General features: G+C 62.1%; 23 protein-coding genes and 1 tRNA gene. 13 read left to right on the forward strand and 11 right to left on the reverse strand.

What is annotated here, in order from left to right:
- Positions 1 to 84: 84 nt before the first annotated feature.
- Positions 85 to 990 (forward strand): LysR family transcriptional regulator, encoded by a 906-nt coding sequence (locus MOV80_RS13665; protein ID WP_019102520.1) that lies wholly within the window; start codon positions 85 to 87, stop codon positions 988 to 990.
- Between the two features lie 114 nt (positions 991 to 1,104).
- Here MOV80_RS13665 and MOV80_RS13670 read toward each other — a convergent pair whose 3' ends face one another.
- From MOV80_RS13670 to MOV80_RS13685, 4 genes are all read right to left on the reverse strand, one after another.
- Positions 1,105 to 1,554, reverse strand: a complete 450-nt coding sequence (locus tag MOV80_RS13670) for a hypothetical protein (protein ID WP_118268387.1) — start codon at positions 1,552 to 1,554, stop codon at positions 1,105 to 1,107.
- Between the two features lie 543 nt (positions 1,555 to 2,097).
- Complete coding sequence (locus MOV80_RS13675; RefSeq protein WP_200122986.1) at positions 2,098 to 2,370, reverse strand: type II toxin-antitoxin system RelE/ParE family toxin; 273 nt, start codon at positions 2,368 to 2,370, stop codon at positions 2,098 to 2,100.
- Positions 2,367 to 2,651: a hypothetical protein gene (locus MOV80_RS13680; RefSeq protein WP_019102024.1), complete on the reverse strand. Its 285-nt coding sequence runs from the start codon at positions 2,649 to 2,651 to the stop codon at positions 2,367 to 2,369. Before MOV80_RS13680 ends, MOV80_RS13675 begins: the two co-directional genes overlap by 4 nt.
- 284 nt (positions 2,652 to 2,935) lie before the next feature.
- Positions 2,936 to 3,850, reverse strand: coding sequence for a LysR family transcriptional regulator (locus MOV80_RS13685; RefSeq protein WP_043589705.1), 915 nt, complete (start codon positions 3,848 to 3,850; stop codon positions 2,936 to 2,938).
- 128 nt (positions 3,851 to 3,978) lie between these two features.
- On the opposite strand from MOV80_RS13685, the gene MOV80_RS13690 reads away from it, so the two are divergent.
- From MOV80_RS13690 to MOV80_RS13700, 3 genes are all read left to right on the forward strand, one after another.
- Positions 3,979 to 4,860, forward strand: coding sequence for an MBL fold metallo-hydrolase (locus MOV80_RS13690; protein ID WP_043589989.1), 882 nt, complete (start codon positions 3,979 to 3,981; stop codon positions 4,858 to 4,860).
- 182 nt (positions 4,861 to 5,042) lie between these two features.
- Positions 5,043 to 5,747, forward strand: coding sequence for a DsbA family protein (locus tag MOV80_RS13695; RefSeq protein ID WP_107733028.1), 705 nt, complete (start codon positions 5,043 to 5,045; stop codon positions 5,745 to 5,747).
- A gap of 39 nt (positions 5,748 to 5,786) precedes the next feature.
- Entirely contained in the window at positions 5,787 to 6,209 is a 423-nt protein-coding gene (locus tag MOV80_RS13700) for a nuclear transport factor 2 family protein (protein ID WP_052051917.1), read from the forward strand.
- A gap of 218 nt (positions 6,210 to 6,427) precedes the next feature.
- On the opposite strand, the gene MOV80_RS13705 is transcribed toward MOV80_RS13700, so the two are convergent.
- Both MOV80_RS13705 and MOV80_RS13710 read right to left on the reverse strand, forming a co-directional pair.
- A complete protein-coding gene (locus tag MOV80_RS13705) occupies positions 6,428 to 7,507 on the reverse strand; it encodes an ionic transporter y4hA (protein WP_019103142.1) in 1,080 nt (359 codons plus the stop codon).
- 263 nt (positions 7,508 to 7,770) lie between these two features.
- Positions 7,771 to 9,147, reverse strand: a complete 1,377-nt coding sequence (locus MOV80_RS13710) for an MATE family efflux transporter (RefSeq protein WP_161524356.1) — start codon at positions 9,145 to 9,147, stop codon at positions 7,771 to 7,773.
- A 151-nt stretch (positions 9,148 to 9,298) separates the two neighbouring features.
- Between MOV80_RS13710 and MOV80_RS13715 the strand changes: the two genes are divergently transcribed.
- The 3 genes from MOV80_RS13715 to MOV80_RS13725 all read left to right on the forward strand — a co-directional run bounded on the left by MOV80_RS13715 (position 9,299) and on the right by MOV80_RS13725 (position 12,300).
- Positions 9,299 to 9,937 carry a TetR family transcriptional regulator gene (locus MOV80_RS13715; protein ID WP_052051889.1) on the forward strand — a complete coding sequence of 213 codons (639 nt, stop codon included), beginning with the start codon at positions 9,299 to 9,301 and terminating at the stop codon, positions 9,935 to 9,937.
- Positions 9,938 to 10,025: 88 nt separating this feature from the next.
- Positions 10,026 to 11,423, forward strand: coding sequence for a cytosine permease (locus MOV80_RS13720; RefSeq protein ID WP_052051890.1), 1,398 nt, complete (start codon positions 10,026 to 10,028; stop codon positions 11,421 to 11,423).
- Position 11,424: 1 nt separating this feature from the next.
- Positions 11,425 to 12,300 carry a nitrilase-related carbon-nitrogen hydrolase gene (locus MOV80_RS13725; protein WP_118268384.1) on the forward strand — a complete coding sequence of 292 codons (876 nt, stop codon included), beginning with the start codon at positions 11,425 to 11,427 and terminating at the stop codon, positions 12,298 to 12,300.
- Here MOV80_RS13725 and MOV80_RS13730 read toward each other — a convergent pair.
- Together MOV80_RS13730 and MOV80_RS13735 are read right to left on the reverse strand one after the other, a co-directional pair.
- Entirely contained in the window at positions 12,194 to 13,006 is an 813-nt protein-coding gene (locus MOV80_RS13730; RefSeq protein ID WP_232060433.1) for an AraC family transcriptional regulator, read from the reverse strand. The genes MOV80_RS13725 and MOV80_RS13730 overlap by 107 nt on opposite strands.
- A 210-nt stretch (positions 13,007 to 13,216) precedes the next feature.
- Positions 13,217 to 15,466: a M9 family metallopeptidase gene (locus MOV80_RS13735; RefSeq protein WP_249605221.1), complete on the reverse strand. Its 2,250-nt coding sequence runs from the start codon at positions 15,464 to 15,466 to the stop codon at positions 13,217 to 13,219.
- A 195-nt stretch (positions 15,467 to 15,661) separates the two neighbouring features.
- Here MOV80_RS13735 and MOV80_RS13740 point away from each other — a divergent pair.
- Positions 15,662 to 15,746, forward strand: a tRNA-Tyr gene (locus MOV80_RS13740).
- 50 nt (positions 15,747 to 15,796) lie between these two features.
- Here MOV80_RS13740 and fghA read toward each other — a convergent pair.
- Both fghA and MOV80_RS13750 read right to left on the reverse strand, forming a co-directional pair.
- The gene (gene fghA, locus MOV80_RS13745) at positions 15,797 to 16,630 is read right to left on the reverse strand and encodes an S-formylglutathione hydrolase (protein ID WP_176218463.1); all 834 of its coding nucleotides are present in this window, start codon (positions 16,628 to 16,630) and stop codon (positions 15,797 to 15,799) included.
- Positions 16,631 to 16,649: 19 nt separating this feature from the next.
- Positions 16,650 to 17,762 (reverse strand): S-(hydroxymethyl)glutathione dehydrogenase/class III alcohol dehydrogenase, encoded by a 1,113-nt coding sequence (locus MOV80_RS13750; protein WP_345919927.1) that lies wholly within the window; start codon positions 17,760 to 17,762, stop codon positions 16,650 to 16,652.
- 142 nt (positions 17,763 to 17,904) lie between these two features.
- Between MOV80_RS13750 and MOV80_RS13755 the strand changes: the two genes are divergently transcribed.
- From MOV80_RS13755 to MOV80_RS13775, 5 genes are all read left to right on the forward strand, one after another.
- Entirely contained in the window at positions 17,905 to 18,798 is an 894-nt protein-coding gene (locus MOV80_RS13755; RefSeq protein WP_019103150.1) for a LysR substrate-binding domain-containing protein, read from the forward strand.
- 76 nt (positions 18,799 to 18,874) lie between these two features.
- Entirely contained in the window at positions 18,875 to 19,885 is a 1,011-nt protein-coding gene (locus MOV80_RS13760) for a nucleoid-associated protein (RefSeq protein ID WP_232060432.1), read from the forward strand.
- Between the two features lie 857 nt (positions 19,886 to 20,742).
- Positions 20,743 to 21,996 carry an EAL domain-containing response regulator gene (locus MOV80_RS13765; RefSeq protein WP_107731466.1) on the forward strand — a complete coding sequence of 418 codons (1,254 nt, stop codon included), beginning with the start codon at positions 20,743 to 20,745 and terminating at the stop codon, positions 21,994 to 21,996.
- Between the two features lie 94 nt (positions 21,997 to 22,090).
- On the forward strand, positions 22,091 to 22,747 hold the full coding sequence (locus MOV80_RS13770; RefSeq protein WP_081950253.1) for a response regulator transcription factor: 657 nt from the start codon (positions 22,091 to 22,093) through the stop codon (positions 22,745 to 22,747).
- A gap of 2 nt (positions 22,748 to 22,749) precedes the next feature.
- Complete coding sequence (locus MOV80_RS13775) at positions 22,750 to 25,128, forward strand: ATP-binding protein (protein WP_249605222.1); 2,379 nt, start codon at positions 22,750 to 22,752, stop codon at positions 25,126 to 25,128.
- 232 nt (positions 25,129 to 25,360) lie between these two features.
- Here MOV80_RS13775 and MOV80_RS13780 read toward each other — a convergent pair whose 3' ends face one another.
- A complete protein-coding gene (locus MOV80_RS13780; protein WP_043635256.1) occupies positions 25,361 to 26,260 on the reverse strand; it encodes a 4-deoxy-4-formamido-L-arabinose-phosphoundecaprenol deformylase in 900 nt (299 codons plus the stop codon).
- Positions 26,261 to 26,378: the final 118 nt, after the last annotated feature.

A 26,378-nucleotide genomic window follows, 5' to 3' on the forward strand; every position in this document is an offset into this window, starting at 1 on the left:
GTTGATGGAGTGGATGTTATTCCTGTTTTTACGGGCGAAAAGCCGGCTAAAATTCGATTCAGTTTCAAAGAAATTTTGACAATCATGGTCCGTTTCGAAGATTTGCAGGTATTCGTCCGCGCTGCGGACAATGGCAGCCTGTCCGCCGCCGCACGCCAGCTGGACCTGAGCCCGGCGGTGGCCAGCGCGGCGCTGAAGCGGCTGGAAAAAACCGTGGGCGCGCAATTGCTGGCGCGTTCCACCCGCAGCCTGCGGCTGACGCTGGCCGGAGAGCGCTATCTGGCCCATGCGCGCGCGGCGCTGGAGGCGGTGGAAGCCGGCGGCCAGGCGCTGGCCTTGCAGCGGCAGGCGCTGAGCGGGGAGCTGTCGCTGTCCATGCCGTCGGACCTGGGGCGCAGCCGGCTGCGCGGCTGGTTGGACGCCTTCCTTGAGCGGCACGCCGGCCTGCGTCTGCAATTGCGGATCAGCGACAGGGTGGCGGATTTGTACCGGCAGCCGGTGGACGTGGCCCTGCGCTACGGCGTGCCGGAAGACTCCAGCCTGGTGGCCCTGCCGCTGGCGCCGGACAACCGCCGGGTGTTGTGCGCGTCGCCGGACTATTTGGCGCGCCACGGCCGGCCGCAGTCGCCGCAGGAGCTGCGCCGCCATCAATGCCTGCGGTTGGTGCTGGGCGCTGCGCTGCACGAGCGTTGGAGTTTCAGCCAGGGCCAACAGCGGGAGCTGGTGACGGTGGACGGCCGCAGACAGAGCGACGACGGCGAAGTGGTGCGGCGCTGGGCGCTGGAGGGTTTGGGGATTGCCTATAAATCGCGGCTGGACGCGCTGGACGACTTGCGCGCCGGCCGTCTGCTGCCTTTGCTGGAAGACTGGCAGACCGAAGCCGCGCCGCTGTGTCTGGTGGTCCCGCATCGTCTGATGTTGTCGCCGGCGGTGGCGGCGCTGCGCGAGCATTTGCAGGCTTGCTTACAGGATTACCTGGCTGCGCCTTGAGCGTTGGTTTTCGGTGGGGGTGGGTATCGCCTGCGGCTCCACCCACCCTACAACTACCCCGACAAACCATCCGCCGTAGGGTGGGTGGAGCGTAGCGATACCCACCAGCTTAGGTCAGCGGTTTCTCAGGCGGATGCGACGGAAACGCGCTTCCAGGCTGAGCCGTTGTCCCAGCGCCAGATAGAGCTGATGTTGGCTATCAACATGGCGATAGACCCGGACCCGATCCGCGCCCAACAGCATCATGATTTCCAGATAGTTGAAGAAACCCATCCACTGGCCGCGACCATCGCGGTCGTCAAAATCGATGTCGCGGGCTACGCGGCTGAGCAGGCCCTTGCCGACATATTCACGGTTGTCCTTCATCCATTGCAGCAAATGGGCCGCGCATTCGCGGCCGTAGGCGCTGTCGGCGGGGTAATCCTTACGGGGCGTGGGCATTTGCCAGTAATGCCGATAGGTGCGGCCGGGGCAGAGGCGGACGAAGGGGAGCAAGGCTTCCTGCTGTTCCAGCGAGTGCAGTTTGTAGCGGCGACGACGGGGGAAGTTTTGAGCGTGATGCATGGTGTTTCTCCTGCTGTGACACAAGATAAACCACCTGCCGGGGAGGCTGAGGTATTAGGCAGGCGCGTGGCAGGATTGGCGTAACCGAGTTGACAGATCCGGTTGAGTGCAGGGCACTCTCCCACCACGAGCCTGCCAAGTCGCACGCCCATGGTAAAACCAGACTCGCACCGGGAAGTGTGAGCCCTCTGTCAACTTACGGGACGCCAATCCCGTGTGCCGCTTGTTTTGGCGGCAACGGGGGGATTGTTGCCGAGGGGGCGGTTGGGGTCAAGGTGGGGTGGTCAGTTTTGAATCCGCTGCGCGGATGATGATTTAGGTGCCGCTTTCCGCGCTGACCGAGCGAGGCAAGCGCAGCGTCGCGAGGGAATAAGGCAGGGAAAGGATAGTTGTTTGGCCAAATATCCTCTCCACTTTTAACGAACGCATCAACGACGAAGAAGTGGCAATGATGCGCGACTACCGCAGTGCTCAACGCCTACGCGAGAATTGCCATCGATAAGCTCGATTTGGCGCAATGCTAAACGGAATCGCCGGGTTTGATTAAGGCCGTTGTCGGGCAACATGTAAAATCCGAAGCACCCGGAGTTGATCAGTTACTAAATCGTAAACGCAGACATAGTTGCGATGAAGAACCCACTCTCTAGTGCCGGCAACACGTCCTGCCCGGCCCAACTCAGGATGCAGAAGCAGCCGGGAGGCCTGCTGCTCAAAAAGCTCATCAAGAGCAAGAGCCGCTGCTGGGTTATCTGCTGCAATGTATTCAAAAATGGCTTCGCGATCCGCCACCGCATCAGGCGTCCAAGCCAGCTTCATCGTTCAGCCATTCTCCGGCGCAACTCCGCCCTCTTGGCAGCAAAATGCGCCTCTACCTGATCGCCAGGAAGCAGTTCACCCGCATTCGCTTGGTCCAGCCCCTGTTGGACCTGGCTACGGAACCACTGATCATACTCAGCGGCCTCCTCATTCTTTCGCACCACTTCGCGCATAAAGTCACGGAGTAGCTGGGCGCCCGTGCGATCCTGCAATTTGGCCACCTTGGCAAACTCCTGCTTCAGAGACTCATCGACACGGAAAGTAAAAGTCGACTCGCTCATGGCGTTCTCCTATGTGTTACAAAGCACTTAACAAATAATAAAATCATACGCATCAGAGTGCTACCTAGCAAACTGGACGATCAACGCCACTGGCATTGTCACTCTCATTCGTGAGAAAAAAAGACAAGCTTTGTCCAATCGCTCTGCAAGCCAGCACTGGCGCACCTTTGGGTGACAGTATCTGCCCGCCGCGCTGAACGGTTGAATGGAGGCACCCTCTCGTCTGCATGTCAATGGAATGCCGAAACCAGTTTAACGGCTGACCCGTTGTCCCGCGAGCAAGCTCAGCCGCCGGCCGTGCGCGCCTGCCAAGCCGGATCGCTGGCGAACCGCTCCACCAGAAAATCCAGCATCGCCCGCAAAGTCGCCGGCATCTGCCGGCGCGAAGCGTAAATACCGTAAATGCCCAACTCCTGCGGCTGATACTCCGGCAACAAAGCCACCAACTGACCGCTGGCGATTAGCGGCGCGGCGGAATACAAGGGCTGCAAGGCGATACCCGCGCCGGCCGCTGTGGCGGACAACAACACCATGGACTCATTGGCGCTCAGATTGCCGCTGACCGGCACCGCCAACTGCTCTCCGTGACGCTGAAAACGCCACAGACTCTTGCCAAAGTACGAGTAAGTCAGACAGTTGTGCAGAGACAAATCCTCCAGCCGTTTGGGCGCGCCGTGGGCGGCCAGGTAGGCGGGAGAGGCGCAGATCACCGACGCGCAACTGGCCAGCGGCCGGGCGATCAGACTGGGGTCCAGCGCGTTGGTGATGCGGATGGCCAGATCAATTCTTTCTTCCACCAGATTGACCGCGCGGTTGCTGATCTGCAAATCAATGGCGGTTTGCGGAAAGCGGCGCAGAAACTCGGTCACCGCCGCCGCCAGTGCGTCCTGCGCCAGCGACTGCGCGCAACTGATGCGCAGCAGCCCTTGCGGCTGGCCTGGGTCCGCGCTGTTGGCCGCCGGCATCTGACCGGCGATTTCCAACATCTGCCGGCAACGCGCCAGCGTCTCCTCGCCGGCCGGGGTCAGGCTCAGCCGCCGCGTGGTGCGGTGCAGGAGCCGAGTGCCGGCCCATTCCTCCATCTCCGCCAGATAGCGGGTGATCATCGCCCGCGACATGTCCAGAGTCTCCGCCGCGGCCACCAGGCTGCCGCGTTCGGTAATGGTCACAAACACTTGCGCGGCGGTGATCCTATCCATGATTCGCTCGATTTATGCAACTAACCATTGCTTATTATCCGGTTTTTGATTCGAAAATAGCAATCTATGATTCACATCAGGCTTGCTACCAAGCCGACCGATCTCAAATTCACCAAATGGAAACCATCATGATCCAACACCGCATTTCCGGCAGCTTTGTAGCAGGCGCCCTGTTGATGTCCGCCGCCTTCGCCCAAGCCGACGCTTTGAAAGTCGATGTCTACAACCCCGGCGCCAAGAGCCTGTTCCCGGTGTCCTCGGAACTGGTCACCGGCAAGAGCGAGGCTGTGCTGATCGACGCTCAGTTCCAGCGCAACGACGCCGAGGCCCTGGTGGCCAAGGTCAAGGCCAGCGGCAAGAAGCTGACCACGGTGTTTATCTCCCATCCGGACCCGGACTTCTACTTCGGCCTGGACGTGATCAAGGCCGCCTTCCCGGACGTCAAGGTGCTGGCCACCGCGTCCACCATCGAGTCGATCAAGGCCACCAAGGACGGCAAGATGGCTTACTGGGGCCCGATCCTGAAGGACAACGCGCCCAAGACCGTGATCGTGCCGGAGCCCATCCAGGGCGACACCCTGAAAGTGGACGGCCAGAAACTGCAGGTAATGGGTCTGAAAGGCCCGACTCCGGACCGCACCTATATCTGGGCGCCGTCGATCAAGACCGCAATGGGCGGCGTGCTGACCTACGGCAATATGCATGTCTGGACCGCTGACACCCAAACTCCGAAAGACCGCGCGGATTGGCAGAAGTCGCTGAAGAACCTGCAGGCGTTGAAGCCCAAGGTCGTTGTGCCGGGCCATTTCCTGAACAATGCTCCGCACACCCTGGCTTCGGTGAAGTTCACCAGCGACTACCTGAAAACGCTGGAAGCGGAACTGCCCAAGGCCAAGAACTCGGCCGAGCTAGTGACGGCGATGAAGCAGCGCTATCCGAAGCTGGAAGGCGTGGCGGATCTGGAGCTGAGCGCCAAGGTGCTTAAGGGCGAGATGAAGTGGCCGCAATAAGGCTCTGAGGGCAGCCGAGGAAAGTCCTGAGATTGCGCGACGCCGACATGCCGTACTCGATGTGCTGTCTGCGTCGGCGCGCCGTGTCTCAGGACTGGTTTGCCGCCCTTCGTGCTTTCTACGCTTGATGATTTGAATGTATGGCCGCCCGCGCCGCGGGCGGCGCAAGAAAGGAAACCGCCATGTCCGGCATTATTTTGCACACTATTTTTGATCCGCTCTGCGGCTGGTGCTACGGCGCCGCGCCCTTGCTGGAAGCCGCGCGCGGCGTGCCGGGCTTGACGGTGGCGCTGCACGGCGGCGGCATGATGGTGGGCGCCAATCGTCGCCAGGTCAGCCCGGAGTGGCGCCAATTCGTATTGCCGCACGACCGCCGCATCGCGGAAGTCTCCGGCCAGCCTTTCGGCGAAGCTTATTTCGACGGCCTGCTCAAGGATCACGGCGCGGTGATGGATTCCGCGCCGCCCACCACCGCGGTTCTGGCGGCGGAGGAAACGGCCGGCAGCGGCTTGGAACTATTGCATCGCATCCAGCGCGCCCACTTCGTGGAAGGCCGCCGCATCGCGGAATTTCCGGTGCTGGCCGAGCTGGCCGCCGACATCGGCCTGGACGCGGACGCTTTCGCCGCGGCTTACCATCGTTTGGAGGGCGCGGCCACCGACGCCCACTTCCAAGAAAGCCGCCGGTTGTTGGCCCAAGCGGGCGGCCAGGGTTTTCCCACGTTGGCGTTGGAGGAAAACGGCAGCTTGACGGTGCTGGACCTGGGCGCTTACCTGGGCCGGCCGGACGCCTGGCGCGCCCGCCTGAGCCAGGCCGCGTCCAGCGCGGCCCCGGCTGCGACGCAGGTGTTGGCCTGCGGCCCGGACAGCTGTGTGTTGCCGCAATGAAGGAAGGGCATGAGCAAACCGATTTTTGGATGGAACAACATGAACGCTAATCACACCCCGGGCCAGGGCCACCTGAGCAATGTGGACATCGTCCGCGCCACTTACGAAGGCGATTCCGAGGCCAACGGCCGCAATCTCTTGGCCGCATTGGCGCCGGACGCGGAGTGGACAGAAGCCGCCGGCTTCCCCTACGCCGGCACCTATGTGGGCGCGGAGTCCATCGTCAAGAACGTGCACGAGCGGCTGGGCCGCGAGTGGGAAGGCTACCGCGCGGCGGTGGACAGCTTTTACGACGCAGGCGAACACGTGATCGCCCAAGGCTTCTACCATGGCGTCTACCGCGCCACCGGCAAAGGCTTTGTCGCCTCTTTCGCCCACATCTACACGCTCCGGGACGGCAAGATCGTCAAGTTCGTGCAGATTGTGGACAGCGCCAAGGTGCTGGAAGCGATGCGGGCCTGAGAACCTGTTTACGATCTGTTGCGTGTCGGTAGAGACATTGTGCGATGAGTGCCGGCTTCGAAATACTCATGTACCGTGTGTACACTCCGCTTTCTCAGCCGTTTTCGCCTTGTCTCGCCTTAGCTCGCGAGATCATGAACCGGTTCTGAGAACCAGGTCCGCCAATGAAAAACCGCCAGCCGGCAACGGTTGGCGGTTTTTTTGCGTAGAGCAGGCGCTCAGGGGCTGATGGCGAAGAACACGAAGGACGCGAAGATCACCAGGTGGACGATGCCCTGCAAAATGGTGGTGCGGCCCACGGCCAGCGACATCGAACTGACCAGCAGGGTCAGCACCAGGAAGATGGTTTCCTTGTTTTCCAGGCCCAGGATCAGCGGTTCGCCCATCACCACGAAGATCAGCGCCACGGTGGGGATGGTCAGGCCGATGGAGGCCAGTGCCGAACCCAGCGCCAGGTTGAGGCTGGTCTGCACCCGGTCCGCGCGCGCGGCGTTGGCGGCGGCCAGGCCTTCCGGCAGCAGCACCAGCGCGGCGATGATGATGCCCACCACGGCGGCAGGCGCGCCGGCCGCTTCCACGAAGCCTTCGATAGACGGCGACAGCAGCTTGGCCAGGCTGACCACGCCCACCAGGCAAACCAGCAGCAGGGCCAGGCTGATCATCGTGACTTTGACGGACGGCGGCGGCGCGTGTTCGTCCTCGCTATGGCTGCCTTCCAGCAAGAAGTAGTCGCGGTGGCGTATGGTTTGCACAAAGACGAAGGCGCCGTACAGCACCAGGGACACCACGCCGGTGAACGCCAGTTGCGAGGAGGACAGCAGCGGGCCGGGCTCGCTGGTGCCGTAGTTGGGCAAGACCAGCGCCAGCACCGAAATGGCGGCCAGCACCGTCAGCGCCACCTTGGCGCCGCTGAGCTGGAAGTTCTGTTCGCGATGGCGCAGGCCGCCCAGCAGCAGGCAGATGCCGACGATGCCGTTGCAGGTGATCATGATGGCGGAAAAGATGGTGTCGCGCGCCAGCGCCAGCTTGCTTTCTCCACCGGCCAGCATGAAGGAGACAATCAGGGCGACTTCGATCACTGTGACCGCCAGCGCCAGGATCAACGTGCCGTAAGGCTCGCCCACCTTGTGCGCCACCACTTCAGCGTGGTGGACGGCGGCGAAGACGGTGCCGGCCAGTAGCACCGCCAGCAGGGCGATGAACAGCGAGGAGGCGGCAAAGGTGGGCGCGGCCACGATTGCGGCCCAGGCGACAAGCGGGGCGGCGACGGTCCAGTGGGGAATGGTTTTCAGAGACATTGTTTTCCTTGTTATTGACGGGTTGGAGTCAAGCCGCGGCGCGGGCGCCAACAGACGGGTGCTATCACTATACGAATCGGCCCGCGTTCCCGCGACCCCAAAGCAAAACGGGGCGCGAGGGCGGCCGGGAGCCGGCCGGGGCGCGAGAGCAAGGAGGCGCGGCGCTTGCGCGGGAAGGGAATAGACAATGGCAATTGGAACCGGTTCGCCAATGCCTAAAAAAAATGGCCGGAAGTCCGGCCATTGGTTGAGAACGGTGGCGATCAGGCTGCGGTTGCCAGGTCCTCTTGACGTTTCAGGCGCTGGAAGGCCCCCCACAAGGCCAGCGCGGCCGCCGTGCCCAGCAGCAGGTTGACCAGCGGCATCGCCAGCCAGACGCCGTCCAGCTTTAGCCACAGCGGCAACAACCACAAGGCGGGCAGCAGCAGTATGGTTTTGCCTATGGTCAGCAGCAAGGCCGCCCGCGTCAGCGCCATCGCTTGCAGGGCGATGATGCCGATGATCACCAGACCGTCGAAAGGCATGGCCAGCAAGTGCAGGCGCAACGCGTGGCTGCCGGCGGCGATCAACGCCAGGTCTTCGCTGTTGTACATCCGCACGATCAGCGTGGGGAAGAGCTGCACCGCCGCCAACGCCGTCAGACCCAGCAGCATGGTGACGCGCAATCCGTAGCGCAGCGCTTCGCGGGTGCGTTCCGGGCGGCCGGCGCCGGTGGAGTGGCTGAGCAAGGGCTGAAGGCCCACCGCCAGCCCGTGCACCACTAGGGTGAACAGCGCTTCGCTGTAGCCGGCGGTGGCGTAGGCCGCCACGCTGAGATCCGTGCCCCAGCGCAGCAGCTGGAAGTTGTGGGCGAACATCAGCAAGGCCAGGTTGAACTCCATCAACAGGCTGGACAGGCCCAGGGCCAGGACGGGGCCGCAACAGCGCCAATCCAGCCGCCAGTTCGCCAGCCGCAGGCGCAGCCGCGCGTGGCGGGTGAAAAAATAGCCTAGGCCGGCCAGCATCACGACGGATTCGGACAGCAAGGTGGCCTGGGCCGAGCCGGCCAGGCCCAGTTTGAGCACGCCGACGAACAGGTAGTTAAAGACCACGTTGAGCAGCGAGCCTATCACCATCAACAGCGTGGCCAGCCGCGGGCGGCCGTCGTTGCGAAGCAGATAGGTGGCCACCATTTGGCCCATGGTGAACAGCGCGCCGCCCAGCATCCATTGCAGATAGTTGCGCGCTTCCGCCATCACGATAGGCTGCTTGTCGGCTTGCAGCCATTGCAGCAGGGTGTCCAGATACGTGAGGCCCAGCAGCGGGATGGCCAGGCTGATGAGGGCCAGCAGCGCCAGCGCCGCCACTAGGGTGGCGCGCGCGCGTTCGTAGTCGCCGCCGCCTTGCAAGATGGCGATGCGGGTGGCCGCGCCCATGCTCAGCATGGCGCCCAGGCCCACTTGCATCATCACCAGCGGATAGGCCAGCGCGATGGCCGCCAAGCCGTGGCTGCCGACGAAGTGGCCGACGAAGATGCCGTCGATGACCACGTAAAGGCCGGTGGCCAGCATGCCGGCGAGGGAGGGAATGGTGTATTGCCAGAACAGTTTGGACACCGGCAACGTGTCCAGGTCGCGGTGGTTTGTTGTTGTGTGTGACATGGTAGTGCCTAAGGAGAGTTTCAAAAGATCGAGGGACGACAGGGCGGCGCGCCTTGCCTGGGCGGGCCGGGTGTTGTCCATTCAATTAATCAATCACGGTTGATTAATTAATTCTTTGAGGTAGCATCTGGGGAAAAGTTCAGAGGCGGATATGGCCAGGAAAACCAAGGAAGAATCGCAAAAGACCCGGGATGCCATCCTGGACGGAGCGGAGCGGGTGTTTCTGCTGCAAGGCGTCGCCAATGCCACCATGGCGCAGATCGCCGACGCGGCCGGCGTGTCGCGCGGCGCGGTCTACGGTCATTACGACAACAAGATGGAAGTGTGCCGGGCCATGGTGGACCGCGTGTTCGAACTGGACGCGCTGCGTTTCCCGGCGGAGCAGGCGTCGGCGGGCGAAACCCTGGTGGCGGTGGGCATGTATTATCTGCGCCAGTTCCACGAGCCCGGCCCGGCGCAGCGGGTGACGGAGTTTCTATATCACAAGTGCGAGCGCAATGAGGAAAACCGGGGCATCCTGCGCCGCCGCGAGCTGATGGACCGCGCCACCATGCATTATGTGCGCCGCCAGTTGAGACGCGCCATCGCCCTGGAAGAGCTGCCGCGGGACATCGAGGTGGGCATCGCCGCCGAGTTCCTGGTGCGCTTGTTCGAGGGCATGTACGGGATGATGGACGGCGGCAAGGCGCCGTTCGCGGCTTGTGAGCGTATTCTGCGCGGGGCCTGGCTGAGCCTGGCGACGGTGCCGGCCTGGCGGGCCGGAGGCTCGCATTCATCCGCATCAATATGAACATTGGGCATTAGGTATGGGTTGCCGCTGCGCGGCCATCTAGACTGGCTCCTCACCCCGGCCGGACCGGGGAACACAGGAGGAGACCATGCAACAAGATCACAAGCGGGAAAGGCGCGCGCAGCGCTGGTTGGAAACGCGCTCCATCGATTATGTCCCGGCGGAGGAGCGGCGCGGCAAAGCCTGGCAGCAGGCGCCGTTCTGGTTTGCCGGCAATTTCGTGCTGACCACCATGATGGTCGGCTTCGCCGGGCCACTGCTGGGCCTGGGCGTCGGTTGGTCGATTCTTGCCATTGCGCTGGGCGTTGGTTTGGGCACCATGTTGATGGCCTGCCACGCCAATCAGGGGCCACGCCTGGGTTTGCCGCAGATGATTCAGTCGCGTGCCCAGTTTGGCCGCCGCGGCGCCATACTGCCGTTCATGGCGGCGTTCTTTGTTTATATCGGTTTTAATGTGTTCGACGTGATCCTGGCAACCGATGCCATCGCCGTGGTGTTTGAAGCGCCGCGGCCGGCGAGCTATGCGGTCTTGATCGCCGCGGCGGGCATTGTGTCCATCGTAGGTCACGATCTGCTGCATGTGGTGCAGCGCTGGCTGACCTGCCTGCTGATTCTGATATTCAGTGCGCTGAGCATTGCCTTGTGCGTCAGGCTGGCCGCCGGCGGCGGCGTGGCGATGGGCGTTTTCGCCTGGCCGGCCTGGCTGGCGCAGATGTCGGCGGCGGCGGGCTATCAGCTCAGCTACTCGGTGTACGTGTCGGATTATTCGCGTTATTTGCCGGAGGAGACGCCGGCCGCGCGGCTGATCGCTTGGACTTGGCTGGGCGCAGCCGGCTCGGCTTTGTGGCTGATGTCGTTGGGCGCGGTGCTGGCGGGGGAACTGGGGCAGCCGGACGCCATCCAGGGCCTGCGACAATTGGGCGAGGCGCTGGCTCCGGGTGTTGGCGCTTTAGCCGTGCTGATTGCCGCGCCAGCCTTGGTGGGCATCATGGCGGTGAACTTCTACGGCGCCATGCTGACCGGGCTTAGCGCATTGGACGCGATGCGGCCTGTGCCGCGTGGGCTGATTTTCCGCGTGAGCGGAATAACGGTTTCCGCCGTGGTGGTGTGGTTGTCGGCGCTGGGCTTGTCGGAGGATTACCTGGCCAGCTTCAATGTCTTTGTGTCGTTGATGCTTTATCTGCTGGTACCCTGGAGCGCGGTCAATCTGGTGGATTTCTATTGGGTGCGACGCGGGCGCTATGCGATCCGCGACATCTGTCTAGCCGACGGCGTTTATGGGCAATGGTCGCGCCCTGGTCTGTTGTCCTATCTTGGCGGTCTGCTGGCCATGTTGCCCTTTGTGGTGCTGGGGGCCTATGCCGGGCCGGCGGCGAGGGCTTTGGGCGGTGTGGATTTGTCATGGGTGGTGGGGCTGCTGGTGTCCGGCTGCGCTTATTGGGTGTTGAGCCGCCAAGAGGCGGCCCAAGCGGCATGGGAGCGGTGAGATGAACAAGATCAAAGTAGCCTGTTGCCAGGTGGCACCGGTATTTGGCGATGTCGATGGCAATCTGGCGCGCGCCGAGCGGGCGCTGGAGTCGGCGGCGGCGCTAGGCGCGCAAGTGGCGGTCTTGCCGGAACTGGCCAATACCGGCTATGTATTCGCCAGCCGCGAGGAGGCGCAGGGCTTGGCCGAGGCGGTTGATGGCCGCAGCGTGTCAGCCTGGGCGGCGCTAGCGCGGCGGTTGGGCATGGTGGTGGCGGCGGGTTTTTGCGAAGCCGGCGCGGGCGGAGGGGTGTACAACAGCGCGGTGCTGCTGGGGCCGGATGGCGAACAGGCTTGCTACCGCAAGGCTCATCTGTGGGATGCCGAAAAGCTGATCTTCGATTTGGGCGACCAGCCGCCGCCGGTGCTGGATACCCGCTTTGGCCGGCTGGCCCTGATGATCTGCTATGACCTGGAAATACCGGAGTGGGTGCGCTTGCCGGCCCTGGCCGGCGCCGAACTGCTGTGCGCGCCGGTCAATTGGCCTGTGTTGCCGCACCCGCCGGGAGAGCGCCAGGCCGAGCGTTTCAAGGCTCAGGCCAATGCGGCGTTCAACCGCTTGCCGATCGCGGTGTGCGACCGCCATGGCCGCGAGCGTGGCGTGGACTGGAGCGGCGCTTCGCTGATCGTCGACGCTAACGGCTATCCGCAGGCGCTGGCCGAGACGGGGTTGAAGTCGGACCAGTTATTGCTGGCGGAGCTGGACCTGGCGGCCAGCCGGGACAAGTTCATCAGTCAGCGCAATCATGTGCTTGATGACCGGCGGCCCGGATTGTACCGGGCACCGCAAGATGAGGACCGCCGGGCGGTGTCCGCAGGCGCAATTGGCGCGGGCTGAGGCCGAACATCTGCCGGCACAGCCGGGTTAGCGCGCTTTGATCGGAAAAGCCGCAGCTTGCGGCGATGTCGGCCAGCGGCCGGCCGCTGTGCTGGATGGCGTGACAGGCGGCTTCCATTCGTGTGAGGCGGATGAACTCGCCTACGCTGGCCTGAAACACCCGCTTCATGCGCCGGTCCATCTGGCCGACGCTGAGACCGGACAGATCGCACAATTCCTCCAGGTGCAAGGGTCGGTCGTAATGGGTCTGGATATGGTCGACGCAGGCGGCGAAGCGTTCGTCCAGCAGCTTCTCGCGGGTGAGCTCGGTCAGGTCCTTGGAAATGCAGACCAGTCCGATCAAGCGTCCGTCAGGATCGTGCAGCGATTGTTTGTTGGTCAGACACCAGCCGGGCGCACGATCATGGTAGACGGTGAGGTCCAGCCGGTTGCGCACCGGCCGGCGCTCCAAGAAGACCTGCAGATCCTGGCTGCGGTAGCGGTTGGCCATGGCGTTGGGAAACAACTCGTGCGCGGTCAATCCTTCCGCCTGCCATTTGTTGCGCAGCGCGCAACGTCCCACGCAACCCTCGCTCAAGGCCAGGTAGCGGCTGTCCAGATCTTTGACCGCGAACACCACATCGGGCAACTGATCGAACAAGACGGCCATCGCCTGCATGGCGTTCAGGTCGCTGACGATGTAGGGGCGTTGCGGCGGCATGGGCATGGCGGGAGGCCTTATAAGCGGTTTACGGTGTGTTGCGCTCCAAAGAAACAGCCGGCCGCCGACGGCGGACCGGGCTATCTAATCTTCATGTCATTCATTAATCATTTTTTGAAAACAAAGTGCATTAATTCAACCCGTTTTGCAAGTCCGCCGCGGACCGGCCGCGGCGGCTTGGGTTGACGTTGCTAGCGCGAGGCTTTTAACCGCTTGCTAATCGTAGCTGGCGCTGACGCTGACATTGGCGAACGGTTGCCGCGCTTGCAGCGTCAGGTAGTACCAGCGTCCGGTCTGCGGGGCGGCGATGGCCACTCTTTCCTCGTTGCCTGACCCGGCGGATGCGTAGTCGTAATTGCCGGGGGTGGGGTAGCGATCCAGCGCTATGTAGAGATCGACGTCCCCGCTGCCGCCGCTGGTCCACAGTTTGAGGTTGCGCGCGCCGGCCGGCAGCATGATGGTGGCGTAGGCCGCGCCGGAAGCGGAGGCTGAGAGGCCGCTGATTGAGCAGTTCTTGCCCAGGTAGCTGGGAGAGGCTTCCTTGCACGGCGGCAGGCCGGTGTCCGACGGCATCGGCGGTTGGCCTGCGGTGGTGGCGCTTTGCGCCCAACTGGCGAATTCCGCGTCGTAACGGGCGCCTATCTGCTGGATCTGGTTGCGATAGCCGTTGTAATCGCCGCTGCGGAAGCGGGTGAGGAAGCCGTCCACATCGCCGCGGTGGCGCTCCATCATGAAGCGGGTGGCCATATAGCCCCAGCGGTAGGCGCGGGTGACGTAGTCCGTCATGTCGTAGGTGTTGCCGAAGATCTGACTCAGCGTGTAAGTGCCGCTGCGGGCGGCGTCAATGGCCGGCTGGTTGCCGTTGCCCAGCGACAGGTATTCGGCCAGCCCTTCTATCCACCATACCGTGGGCAGGCGGGTGCTGGCGCTGAAATCGCCATACATGTCGAAGCGGCCGTCCAGGTAGTGGATGTATTCGTGTTCCAGGTTCCAGACCTTGAAGGTTGGGCGCAGCCAGGAGGCTTCGTGAGCGATGAAGCGCGCCTGGTTGCCGGCCGCGGCCGGGTCGCCTTCCAGATACATGCCGCCGTTGTCGGTGCTGATGCCGTAGATGATGGAGGCGTACTTGGCGTAGTTGTTGTAATCATCGAACACCACTACTTCCAGCGAGGTATTGTTATCGTTGGCTACCGGCTGTTTGCGGGTCTGCAGCATCTGGTGGAAGTAAGATTCCTCTTTTTGCAGCAGCGCGCAGGAAGACTGCAGCTGTTCGGCGCTCATTTCCTGGGCGCGGATGCGGATGCTGGCGCTGCAGGTGTAGCGGTTGACCAGGATGGCGTCGGCGAGCCGGGTTTCGAAATTGCAGGTGCCGTAGTCGGCGCAGTTGGCGGCGTCGTAATACTTGACCGCTTCGGCGGCGGCCAGCCACAGCTCGTTGTCGTTGCCGCTCATGCTGCTGCCGGACAGTATGGCCTGGGCCTGCGGCTTGATCGCCGGCTTCAGCGCTGGGTATTGCATGAAGCGCAGCCCTTCGCGGGTGGCGTCGCCCAGCTGGAAGGCGCTCTCGGTGCCGAGCAGGCTGCTCTTGTTGGCCAGGGCGAAGCGGGTCAGCGCCGCCGAATAGCTGCCGTCGTTCTGCAGCAGCGGCGCGGCGTTGGCGCGGCCGTGGGCGTAGAAGAACACGGTCAGCGCGCCGGTGAAGCCCTGGTTGGCGGTGGTTTCGCGCAGGGCCTGGGCGGCGTTGGGCTGGCTGGCGCTATTGGTGTAGCGCTGCACGATGGCGCGCATGCTGGGCAGGTAATAGGCCTCGTCCGCCATATTGGTGATCAGCTTCATCACCTCGCCGGCGGTGGTGGAGGCCTGGGCGTTGGCGGAGAACAGCGCGTTGCCGTCGGCCAGTTGCTTGATGCCGGGGCGCAGCACGGCGAGCAGATTGGGGTCCAGCGCCGGCAAGGCGCCGCCGCTGGCCAGGTAGTAGCCGGCGCGCAGGTAGAGGGTGAGGTTGACCAGAGTCATCGAGCCTGCGTTGTACGCCGCGGCTTCTTGGGCGAAGCGTCCGGCGACGGCGTTGAGGTTGGCCGCGCTGTAAAGCGTGGCGGCCAGCTTGCTGTCCAGCGAGAACAGGCCGTAGGTGCAGGTGTAGTCGGGCAGGCCGGCCAGGTAGTTGGCCAAGGCCGCGCCGCTGTAGCCGGCCATGGCGCCGACATCCGGGCATTGCGCGACGGCGGCGCGTCGGATCAGCTTGCTTTTGGGCTTGCCGATCACGGTGCGGTCGTCCGGCAACTGGTAGCGGGATTGAGCGTCGCTTGGCGGACGCTGTTGCCATTGCCGCGGCGGCGGCGCTTGTTTCGGCCGGGCTTGCGCCTGGTGCGGTGTTTTTTGCAGCTTGGGCGCGGCCAGCGCCGGCTGCGCCAGCAAGGCGGCGGCCAGGCTCAGGCATAGCGCGGCGAGTGGGAGCTTGGACATTGTTGTCTCCAGAGGTCAGGGCGAGTCCCTGATGGCGAGATCATGCCAATGGCACGGCGTGCTTTCTTGGCGCGCTTGAGCGTCCGCGCGCACAGATTTGCCAAATCCGCGGTTGGCACGGGCGCGTCGACGGAGGGGGGCCGCGCGTCGGCGATTGACGCGGCGATCGAGTAGCTATATCATGCGCATCTCTCTGGAGGGGTTCCCGAGCGGTCAAAGGGATCAGACTGTAAATCTGACGGCTCTGCCTTCGAAGGTTCGAATCCTTCTCCCTCCACCAGATTCAACAAAAAAGCCAGGCTCTGCCTGGCTTTTTTGCGTTCCGCGGTCTCATAGACCAAGGTGGCGCGCGTGGAAACGCAGCTGTTCCTCAATCAGGCTGGCGACGAAGTAATAGCTGTGGTCGTACTCGGCGTGGCGGTGCAGCTCCAGCGGGTAGCCGCAGTCCCGCGCCGCCCGTTCCAGCGTCTCCGGTTGCAATTGCACGTCCAGAAAGCTGTCGGCTAGGCCAATGTCCACGCGCAGTGGTAGCTGCTGCTGTGCGTGTTTGAGCAATAGGCTGGCATCCCAGGCCTCCCAGGCGGCGCGGTCTTCGCCCAAGTAGGCGGCGAAGGCCTTCTGGCCCCAAGGCGCGTTGACCGGATGGCAGATCGGGCTGAACGCCGATGCCGAGACATAGTCCTGCGGCCGCTTCAGCGCGCAGATCAGCGCGCCGTGACCGCCCATCGAGTGGCCGGCCACGGCGCGTTGCTCGGTGACGGGGAAGTTGGCTTCGATCAGCGCCGGCAGTTCCCGGCTGACGTAGTCGTACATCCGGTAATGACGGTTCCACGGCGCCTGGGTGGCGTTCAGGTAGAAGCCGGCGCCCTGGCCCAGGTCGAAAGCTTCGTCGTCCGCCGCTTCCGCGCCGCGCGGGCTGGTGTCCGGCGCGACGATGGCCAGTCCCAGTTCCGCGGCGACGCGTTGAGCGCCGGCTTTTTGCATGAAGTTCTCATCGGTGCAGGTCAGGCCGGACAGCCAGTACAGTACCGGCACGCGCCGGTTGGCCCCGGCTTGCGGCGGCAGGTAGACGGCGAAGCGCATCCGACAGCCCAGCGTCTCCGAATCGTGCAGATACTGCCGGTGCCAGCCGCCAAACGATTTGTTGGCGCTGATGTTTTCCAGGTTCACGAGCGTCTCCGGCTCAGTAGTGGATCACGGAACGAATGCTCTTGCCCTCGTGCATCAGGTCGAAGGCTTCGTTGACGCGCTCCAGCGGCATGGTGTGGGTGATGAAGTCGTCAAGGCGGAATTCGCCCTTCAGATAACGTTCCACATAGTCCGGCAACTCGCTGCGGCCGCGCACGCCGCCAAAAGCGGAGCCGCGCCATACTCGGCCGGTGACCAGCTGGAACGGGCGAGTGGAGATTTCCTGCCCGGCCCCGGCCACGCCGATGATCACCGATTCGCCCCAGCCCTTGTGGCAGCATTCCAGCGCCGCGCGCATCACCTTGACGTTGCCTATGCACTCGAAGGAAAAATCGACGCCGCCGTCGGTCATCTCCACGATCACGTCTTGGATGGGCTTGTCGAAATCATTGGGGTTGACGCAATCGCTGGCGCCCAGCTTCTTCGCCAGTTCGAACTTGCTCTCATTGATGTCGATGCCGATGATGCGGCCGGCGCCGGCCATGCGCGCGCCGATGATGGCGGACAGGCCGATGCCGCCCAGGCCGAAGATGGCCACGCTGTCGCCGGCCTTGACCTTGGCGGTGTTGATCACCGCGCCCATGCCGGTGGTGACACCGCAGCCCAGCAGGCACACTTCTTCCAGCGGCGCGGCCGGGTTGACCTTGGCCAGCGAGATTTCCGGCAACACCGTGTATTCGGCGAAGGTGGAGGTGCCCATATAGTGGTAGATGGGCTTGCCGTCCTTGGAGAAGCGGGTGCTGCCGTCCGGCATCAGGCCCTTGCCCTGGGTGGCGCGGATCTTCTGGCACAGATTGGTCTTGCCGGACAGACAGAATTTGCACTCGCGGCATTCCGGGGTGTACAGCGGGATCACGTGGTCGCCCACCGCCACGCTGCTGACGCCAGGGCCGACGGATTCTACGATGCCGCCGCCTTCATGGCCCAGGATGCAGGGAAACACGCCTTCCGGGTCTTCGCCGGACAGGGTGAAGGCGTCAGTGTGGCACACGCCGGTGGCCACCATTTTCACCCGCACCTCGCCGGCGCGGGGCGGCTGCACTTCCACTTCTTCAATGCTCAGCGGCTGACCGGCGGCCCAGGCCACGGCGGCCTTGCACTTGATGATGTCCTGGCTCATGAGCCCTCCTTGGTGTTGGATCGACGCCGTCGGCGGTTTTTGGCCGTCGGCGGCAAAGTTTCAATTGTATTTCTCGTGTTTGAATAGATAATCGTGGCAATTGGTAAATGATTTTTTCCGAGGTGGAATAATGTTGGGTTGGGAAGGCATTTGCGAATTCGTCAGCGTGGCGGAACAGGGCAGTTTCACCAAGGCGGCGCAGGCGTTGGGGATTTCCGTCGCTCAGGTCAGCCGTCAGGTCACGCAGCTGGAGCAGCGGCTGGGCGCCAAATTGCTGTATCGAACCACCCGCCATCAGGCGCTGACCGAGATCGGAGCGTTGTATCTGCGCCACTGTCGGCAGCTGTTGGATTCGCTGGCGGAGGCGGAGCAGGCGATTTCGCGTCATCAGGCGCAGCCGCAGGGCAAGCTCAAACTCACCGCGCCGCTGGCTTACGGCGAAAGTCATATCGCGCCGCTGCTGACTCGGTTTCTACAGCGCCACCCGCAGCTGGAGGCCAGCCTGAACCTGTCCAACCAAGTGCTGGATCTGGTGCAGGACGGCTACGATCTGGCGATCCGCATCGGCCATCTGAGCGATTCCACGCTGATGGCGCGACGGCTGGCCTCGCGCCGCCATCATGTCTGCGCCGCGCCGGCCTATCTGGAGCGCTGCGGCACGCCCCTGGAGCCGGCGGACCTGGAGCGCCACAACTGCCTGTCTTTGGGAGGCGAGCACTGGCATCTGCTGGAAGGCGGCCGCAGGCGGCAGGTGAGGATCAAGGGCAGCTTGCGTTGCAACAGCGGCCACGCCTTGGCGCACGCGGCGCGCTTGGGCTTGGGGCTGGCGCAATTGCCGGATTACTACGTCGCCCGCTTTTTGTGCAGCGGAGAGCTGATTGAGGTGCTGGCCGATTACCGCGAGCCGGAAGAGGGTATCTGGGCCTTGACGCCGCACAACCGCCAACTGTCGCCCAAGGTCCGGCTGCTGATGGACTTCCTGGCGGACTCCCTGACCGACGATCCGCTGGCCTTGCCGGAATAGCAGGCTGTTTTCGCGGTTGCCAAGCCAGGGCGCAGTGGCAATAATCGCGCATTCGATTTTAGGCGGGAGCGCGGAAATGTTGGCGATTGGCGAATGCAGGGTGGAGCGGTTGGTGGTGCACCGGGTGGGCAACGCCGCGCGCGGCGAGGGCGCGCGCTTGTCCGAACGGACCAGCTCCGTGGACGAGGAAGTGTCCTCCTTGTTGTTGGGCGGCTATTTGAAGAACATCGTGTCGGACAAGCGCCAGCATCAGTTTTTCCACGAGTCCGATCTTAATCTGAACGAGATTTACCACTATACCCGCCAGTTTTTCCGCGGAGAGCTGGACTTCCTGGCGGTGTCCCAGCGCATCGCCAAGCATCTGTACGCGCGTTCGCAGCATCCCAACATCAATGCCGGCGACCTGCTGGTGATCTTGTTTTCCGGCCTCAACGACGGCGACCGCGAGCTGCGCGCGCTAGGGGTGTTCAAATCCGAGATCCGCGATGATTTCCTCACCGTGGTGGAGTCCGGCGACGTATTCGACATCAGCCATGCGTCCGGCATCAACCCGCGCTTGATCGACAAGGGCGCGTTGATTTTGGAGCATGGCCCCACGGTGTACGCGGTGGACCGGCTTAGCCGCGAGGCCAAGTTCTGGCTGGACGATTTCCTGAAAGCCATGCGGGTGCCGGACAAGGCGTCCAGCAGCAAGATGATGGCCAGCGTGGTGGAGCAGTTGTCGGAGGAGATAGAAGACCCGCTGCAACAGGCGCGCTTCAAGGATGAGTTCCTCAACCTGGTGAGCAGCGAGGAAGACGTGTCGGCCAGGCAACTGGCCAGCGCCGCCGAAAAGTTCGTCCCGCGCGAACAGGTGGATCAGGCCATGGGCTCCGCCGCGGAGTCCTATGGTTTCGCGCTGGACGAGGAGGCTAAATTGCCGGCCAAGGGGATGGCGCGGCAGTTGGAAAAAACCTTGTCCAAGTACGGCGTCGGCCACGGCATCAGCGTGCTGCTGCCCAGCGGCATTACCTTGAAGAACATCCAGTCGCAAAATGATGGCGAAGGCGAACTGACCCTGACCCTGCGTCTCAACAAACGGGGCTGATCGCCACCCGCGTTTGTGTCTTGCCGCGCCGGTTGGGTGACCGGCGCGAGATCTTTTGTCGTGTTTCCGCATGAAGCAGGGAGGCGTTATCGCCTTGTCTCGTCCTAGCTTGCGAGATCGTAAACAGGTTCTTGGAATCGCTGACAAAGCCCTGACTCTCCTTGTCGTTCGATCTGTGCCGCCCACGACGGCGCGCCTTGGCCCCAGCGGTTTTCGGGGTTTTGTTTATCTTACTCTCCCTTCTCGTCACTATTCTCTGCACCGCCATGTCTGATGGTTTAGGCCGTATGATCTTCTTATTATCTATTGATCACCGCCAATAATGTTGTCGTTGTTATTTATATTTTCAAATATTTTTTAATTTGTATATTAACAATGTATTTAAAAAACAATTATGCATAACGAATTGGATTTTAAGATAAATCCTATATTTGATTGTGCATTATTTTTTTATCATCGAGTTTTAAAGCCTAAATAAAGCAGCATTATTTCGTTTTGTTCTTCACGAGAATAGCCGACGTGGGCCCGACGGCTATGTATGCGCGGTCGTGATGCGTGCGGTGAGGCGTGGCTGGAACAAATTGTTTTATAAGGGCGGACCTTGCATGGCCATGTTAAATCCATTATGGCGTGAGGATTTGACGGTGGGGGGGAACCTTGAATGATTCTTTGAGATTCATTGACTTGGTGGGACGCTGCCGGCAATGTGCCTGCCACATTGTCATGAGTTAATTAGATAAGGTAGAGCCATAATTAAGCTTGTTAATAGTATGCGTTTTGGGATTTTAAAAATAATGGCGCATCAAGGCGAGCGTGGCGGATATTAAGCTGTCAGTATTCCAAACGGTAGGAAATCCATGGAAAATCTTAATGTTATGGTGGTGTCCGGATCGTCGCGGGAAAATGACCGTTTTCAGCGCATGTTGTTTCGGGCCGGCATCCACAATATTCGTCGTTGCGGCCATATTCGCGAGGCGGAACAACAATTGCTGCGCGAGCCGGTGGATTTGCTGGTATGCGATATCCAAATGCCGGACGGCGGCGGCGCCGAACTGATCGCCAAAGTGCATGCCGGCGTGCGCCGCGGCGAGTTGGCGGACACGCCGATGCTGCTGTGGCAGAGCGCGGCGGGAAAACTTCTGCAGGAGTCGCATGTCCGGCTGGCGCGCGAAGCCGGTTTCAACTATGTCTGGGTGACGCATCCCGCCATGGATGACGGCGAATGCTCGCAGTTTCTGCGCCAGGTCGAGTTGGCGCGGGAGGCGATGGCCGAGGCCGCCCGGGTCAACGGCGTGCCGGGGCGTTTGGGAACTCGGCCGTTCAGCGAGCAGGAGGTCATTGAAGCCCTGTGCTCCAAAGGCAATATCTCGATCGATCTACAGCCGCAGGTGCGGCTGCGCGATGGGGCGGTGGTCGGCGCGGAGGCGCTGGCGCGTTGCATGCATCCGACGCGGGGGAATATCCGCCCATCGGTGTTTCTGCCTGTGGTAAGCAAGTTGGGCCTGGATTTGCTGCTGTTCTTCCATGTGCTAAGCGGCGTGATCGCCACCCAGCAAGCATTGAACGAGGAGGGCGTGCGCTTGCCGATTTCCATCAACGCGTCGGCGGCCACCCTGGCGTCGCCCAACCTTGTGCGCGAGATCACCATGCGTTGGGACAAGACCAAGCTGGCCCGGTCGTTGCTGGTGATCGAGCTGACGGAAAACATTGAGCCGGAAATCGGGCTCGATTTGATGGTGGCGTTGAATCAGTTGCGCGCCAACGGCTTCGATATTGCCTGCGACGACTACGGTATCGGTATTTCATCGTTGAAGATGTTGTCCGCCATGCCTTTCTCCTCGCTGAAACTTGATCAATTGTTCGTCGCTTCGATGCTGGAGAGCTCGCGACATTACGAAATCGTCCGCTCTTCCATTCTGTTGGGCAAAGAGTTGAATTTGCAGGTGATCGCCGAAGGGGTGGAGAGCGCTCGCCACGTCAAAGCTTTGCGGGAAATGGGCTGCGAGACCGGCCAGGGCTTTGGTCTGTACCGTCCGATGGCGCCGTCTCGCTATATCGAACTGGCGCGGCGGGCGCCGGTGGAGTGCGATGAGAGAAGCCTGGACAGTTAGGCGCGGCGGCGGGGAGGCCGGGCGGGAAAGGGGGCGGATGCATTCTCGCTGGAAGCGACGGTAAGCGGATTGGTCAATTTTAAATGAGAACGGCATGAGAAAAAGAATATCGCTGATGATTCTGGATGACCATGACGTGGTCAGGGTGGGGTTGGAAGCCAGCCTCAAGCAATACCAGGAGTTCGAGATCGTCGGAAGTTTCGCGCAGAGCACCCAGTTGCTGGCGGTTTTCCGCAAGCAGTTGCCGGATGTCCTGCTGATGGATTTTTCCTTGGGCAGCAATGAAGTAGACGGGCTGAACCTGATTCAGTCCATCAATGTCCGTTATCCGGAGTGCAAGGTCCTAGTGCTGTCGTCGGTGGACTTGGTGGGAACGGTCAACCTGATGCTGCGCGCGGGCGCCCGCGGCTTTTTCAGCAAGTCGCAGCCGGTGGACGCATTGGCGGGAGCGATTCACAGCGTTTATGCAGGACGGGTGTATCTGACCGTCAAAATGATGAGCGAGATGAATCTTTTGCTGTCGGGCGACATCAAGCTGGAGGAGGGCAAGGTGTTGGATCCGTATTCGCGTCTGTCGCCGCGGGAGCGAGAGGTGGTGCGCTGTTGCCTGGACGGCATGAGCACCAGCCAGATTGCGGAGAAATTCTCACGCAGCATCAAGACGGTCAGCACCCAGAAAAAGGCGGCTTTCCAAAAATTGGGGATCAATACGGACAGGGAACTGTTTTTATTGAACTCCAAATTGGAGTAGCGGTGCGACTTCGATATTTGAGCTGCCTGATCGTCCTGTGCGCCCTCCTGTCCGCTTGCGCGGATCAGGGCAGCAAGATCCAGTTGAGCCGGGAAGAGGCGGAGTGGGTAAGCCTGCATCCGGTGGTGGATGTGTACGTACTCAGGTCAAAACCGGCGCTCAATCGCAAGAACAGCAATATCCAGTACAAGGGGGTTGAAGCTTTCTTTTTGCAGTACGTAGGCAAGAAGAGCGGCTTGCGTTTCAATATCGTGCAAGTGAATTCGGCGCAGAGTCTGATCGAGGCCAGCAGGGGCGGACGGGCGATGATGCTGGCCAGCATCAATCAGGACGCGATAGGCGAATTGAACCTTAACAAGGATTACTACTTCACCCAACCGTACTCCTCGCAGCCCTTGATGGCGATCACGCGTCGCGACCACCCGGTGGTATACGACTACAACAATCTGCATGGGCGGAGGCTTGCGTTCATCTTCAATGACAACTCCCGTTCCTGGCTGTTGGGGGACCAGGCCAATCTGGACCTGCTTGTGGTGGAAACGCCGACTCAGGCCTTGACGGCGATCCAGGACCGGCGCGCGGATGTCGGCCTTGTGCCGGAAAGCTATGCCCGCTTTCTGCTGAATTATCGTTTTCCCGATTTGACTAGCTCCGGCGCGCTTCCAGGGTATTACGCGATCTACAGGATGGGGGTCAGCAAAAGCCAGCCCCTGCTCTATGCGATTCTGCGGCGCAGCCTGGAACAGATGTCGGCCGACGACGTCGACGCCGCCCGTCTGGCTTGGGAAGAGCAGGTGGCGGCCCGGCCGTCGGTATACAACGTGTTCAGAAACTATGCCGGAGAGGGCACCGTGCTGGTGCTGCTGTTCTTCGTCTTGCTGCTGGCGATGCGCTCCACCACGCAGCTGCTTCGCAAGGCGCGAATGGGCGAAGCGGCCAAGAGCGAGTTCTTGGCGGTGGTCAGCCATGAAATCAGAACGCCAATGAACGCTATCATCGCCGCCGGCGAAATGTTGCAGGCCATGCCCATGGGCGAAAAGCAGCGCGAGCTGGTGTTGCAGTCCAATCTGGCGGCCAACAGCCTGCTGCAGCTGCTCAACAATATTCTCAACGCTTCAAGGCTGGACGCCGGTCAGGAAAGCCTGGAGCCGTCCTTCGTCAATGTCGGCTCTATTCTGGAAGAACTGGTGAAACTGTATACGCTGGCGGCGCGAATGAAAGGGCTGGAGCTGCGCTATGTCTGCGAGCTGCCGGAGCGCGCGCTCCGGCTGGATCCTTCACACCTGCAGCGGGTGTTGCACAACCTGATCTCCAACGCGATCAAGTTTACCGACAAAGGTTCGGTCACGCTGCGGGCGAGCTTGCAGTGTGGCCGCTCGGGTGGAAAACGCGGCGTGCTGGTGTGCCAGGTGATCGATACCGGCATTGGCGTGCCGCTGGCGGCGCAGAAAACCATTTTCGACGCCTTCGTGCAAGCGGACTCGGTCGTCACTCGCAAATTTGGCGGTTCAGGGTTGGGGTTGACCATATGCAAACGCCTGGTGGGCTTGATGAAGGGGCGCATCACGCTGGACAGCGACGGCGCGACCGGCACCACGCTTACCATCAAGTTGCCGGTGCGTCTGGGGCCGGCGCTGGTCAAAGAGGAGACGGCGATGGAATCATCCGGCCCGCCTCAGGCTGTGGGGCAAGGGCAGCGGGTGCTGGTGGTGGAGGACCATCCCGCCAATCAACGGATGATTTGCGAGCAACTGAGTCAACTGGGCTGTCGCCCCATCGTGGCCGGCACAGGCACGGACAGCCTGTTCATTCTGCAGCAAAGCCAGGATATCCGGCTGATCCTGATGGACTGCAGCCTGCCGGACATCAGCGGTTACGAGGCGGCGCGGAGGATACGCGCGTGGGAGGAGGCAAAGGGGCGCGTTCTCCTGCCCATCGTGGCGATCTCCGCGGCCAGCGACGATCAGCACCGGGAAAAGTGCATGGACAGCGGCATGAACGGGGTGCTGGTCAAGCCTTTGCGGCTCAGGGACCTGCAGCACATGCTGTTCATGTGGCTGCCGGAAACGGTTCCTGTTTCCGACTCCGCCGGATCGCAGCTTCAGGGCAGCGGGCTATGGGAGATGTTTATCGAACACAATGAGCGCGATTATCGCCAGGCGGTGAGGGCCGTTCAGCACGCTCATTGGTCCACGGCCAGCCAGCATCTGCACCGGATCTACGGCGCGGCCTTGACCATGGAGCAGCGGGAGCTGGCGGAGTTGGCGCGCGAACTGGAAGGGACGCTGTTGCGGGGCGATGCGGAGGGTTTGAACGAACTCATGGACGCGCTGCGCGCGATGCTGGATCGGTTGGCAAGCCAGACCCCGCCGGCCGGATAATGAAGCCGGGCGGCGGCTGAGTGGGCTATCGTTTCAGCCCTATAAAGATAGAGCACTGGTTCCTAGAATGTGTTTACGATCTAGCGAGCTAAGAACGTGTTTACGCTCTCGCGAGCAAGAGCGAGACAAGGCGAAAACCGCTGAGGAAGCGGAAGGTACCAGTGGTACATGAGCATTTCGAAGCGGGTTTCAACGCCGTATCGCCGCAGCGCAGCAGATCGTAAACAGGTTCTTAGGCTTGCAGCGCCAGCGTGCCGCTGCGGCCGGGAATCTCTCCCATCACTACGCGGCCGGCAGGCAGCGCGGCCGTGTCCAGGCTGCTGAATAGCTCGATGCAGCTGCATAATTGGTAGCCTTGGGCTTTCCAGCCCACCAGCAGATGCTCGAAGGTATAGCCCAGGCGCAGGCCTTCCAGTTCGGCGTGCAGCGTGTAGACATGACCGGTGGCCGGGGCTTCTTCCGTCAGCGCCAGAATATGGTGATGAACATTGTCGGCGGTAAGTCCGTCCAGGCCTATCAACTCGTCCAGTGTAGGCAGCGTGGTGGGCAATTGCGGCACGCCCAGCGGCTGGCCGGCGGCGTCCACTGGCTGGAACGGGTGGGTACCGCGGCCGTCGGACGCGTATAGCATGCCCAGCTCGCGTTCATAGGCCAGCGCCGCGTCGTTGATCTGCCAGCCGGCCGCGCCGTGGGTGCGCGCCGGTTCGCCGAAGATCTGTTCGAAGCGTTCGGCCGCCTTGCGCATTTCGGCGCGGGTCCAGGCGGCGTCCTTGCCGGCGACATAGTCCTGCCACTTGATGTGGTCCCAAGTGTGGATGCCGACTTCGAAGCCCTGCGAGCGCACTTCGCGCATCAGCTCGGCTTCGCGCTTGCCGATGTCAGGGCCGGGCAGCACGGTGCCGTACAGCAGGGTGCGGATGCCGTAGTGTTCCACCACCGAGGTGCGCGACACCTTGGACAGGAAGCCGGGGCGGAACACCCGTTTGATCGCGCGGCCGGTATGGTCCGGGCCCAGGCTGAACAAGAAGGTGGCCTTGGCGTGGTGCTGCTGCAGCATGTGCATCAGCCGCGGCACGCCGTCGCGGGTGCCGCGCCAGGTGTCGACGTCGATTTTAAGAGCGAGTTTTCTCATGGGGGATCTCTAAGAGCCTGTTTACGATCTCGCGAGCTAAGGCGAGAGAAGGCGTTGCGGCTGGGAAAGCGGAATATCCGCGTGGTACATGAGCATTTCGAAGCCGGTTTCAACGCCC

It is taken from the genome of Chromobacterium sp. IRSSSOUMB001, assembly GCF_023507765.1.
Taxonomy (GTDB): domain Bacteria; phylum Pseudomonadota; class Gammaproteobacteria; order Burkholderiales; family Chromobacteriaceae; genus Chromobacterium; species Chromobacterium haemolyticum.

What these genes read in the sequence shown, in the direction of transcription:
- MOV80_RS13675 (WP_200122986.1), bottom strand. Translation starts at nt 2,370, where the DNA reads ATGAAGCTGGCTTGGACGCCTGATGCGGTGGCGGATCGCGAAGCCATT.
- MOV80_RS13765 (WP_107731466.1), top strand. Translation starts at nt 20,743, where the DNA reads ATGGAAAATCTTAATGTTATGGTGGTGTCCGGATCGTCGCGGGAAAAT.
- MOV80_RS13700 (WP_052051917.1), top strand. Translation starts at nt 5,787, where the DNA reads ATGAACGCTAATCACACCCCGGGCCAGGGCCACCTGAGCAATGTGGAC.
- MOV80_RS13705 (WP_019103142.1), bottom strand. Translation starts at nt 7,507, where the DNA reads ATGTCTCTGAAAACCATTCCCCACTGGACCGTCGCCGCCCCGCTTGTC.
- MOV80_RS13755 (WP_019103150.1), top strand. Translation starts at nt 17,905, where the DNA reads ATGTTGGGTTGGGAAGGCATTTGCGAATTCGTCAGCGTGGCGGAACAG.
- MOV80_RS13690 (WP_043589989.1), top strand. Translation starts at nt 3,979, where the DNA reads ATGATCCAACACCGCATTTCCGGCAGCTTTGTAGCAGGCGCCCTGTTG.
- MOV80_RS13725 (WP_118268384.1), top strand. Translation starts at nt 11,425, where the DNA reads ATGAACAAGATCAAAGTAGCCTGTTGCCAGGTGGCACCGGTATTTGGC.
- MOV80_RS13735 (WP_249605221.1), bottom strand. Translation starts at nt 15,466, where the DNA reads ATGTCCAAGCTCCCACTCGCCGCGCTATGCCTGAGCCTGGCCGCCGCC.
- MOV80_RS13730 (WP_232060433.1), bottom strand. Translation starts at nt 13,006, where the DNA reads ATGCCCATGCCGCCGCAACGCCCCTACATCGTCAGCGACCTGAACGCC.
- MOV80_RS13770 (WP_081950253.1), top strand. Translation starts at nt 22,091, where the DNA reads ATGAGAAAAAGAATATCGCTGATGATTCTGGATGACCATGACGTGGTC.
- MOV80_RS13695 (WP_107733028.1), top strand. Translation starts at nt 5,043, where the DNA reads ATGTCCGGCATTATTTTGCACACTATTTTTGATCCGCTCTGCGGCTGG.
- MOV80_RS13685 (WP_043589705.1), bottom strand. Translation starts at nt 3,850, where the DNA reads ATGGATAGGATCACCGCCGCGCAAGTGTTTGTGACCATTACCGAACGC.
- MOV80_RS13715 (WP_052051889.1), top strand. Translation starts at nt 9,299, where the DNA reads ATGGCCAGGAAAACCAAGGAAGAATCGCAAAAGACCCGGGATGCCATC.
- MOV80_RS13780 (WP_043635256.1), bottom strand. Translation starts at nt 26,260, where the DNA reads ATGAGAAAACTCGCTCTTAAAATCGACGTCGACACCTGGCGCGGCACC.
- MOV80_RS13710 (WP_161524356.1), bottom strand. Translation starts at nt 9,147, where the DNA reads ATGTCACACACAACAACAAACCACCGCGACCTGGACACGTTGCCGGTG.
- MOV80_RS13680 (WP_019102024.1), bottom strand. Translation starts at nt 2,651, where the DNA reads ATGAGCGAGTCGACTTTTACTTTCCGTGTCGATGAGTCTCTGAAGCAG.
- MOV80_RS13760 (WP_232060432.1), top strand. Translation starts at nt 18,875, where the DNA reads ATGTTGGCGATTGGCGAATGCAGGGTGGAGCGGTTGGTGGTGCACCGG.
- MOV80_RS13670 (WP_118268387.1), bottom strand. Translation starts at nt 1,554, where the DNA reads ATGCATCACGCTCAAAACTTCCCCCGTCGTCGCCGCTACAAACTGCAC.
- MOV80_RS13665 (WP_019102520.1), top strand. Translation starts at nt 85, where the DNA reads ATGGTCCGTTTCGAAGATTTGCAGGTATTCGTCCGCGCTGCGGACAAT.
- MOV80_RS13720 (WP_052051890.1), top strand. Translation starts at nt 10,026, where the DNA reads ATGCAACAAGATCACAAGCGGGAAAGGCGCGCGCAGCGCTGGTTGGAA.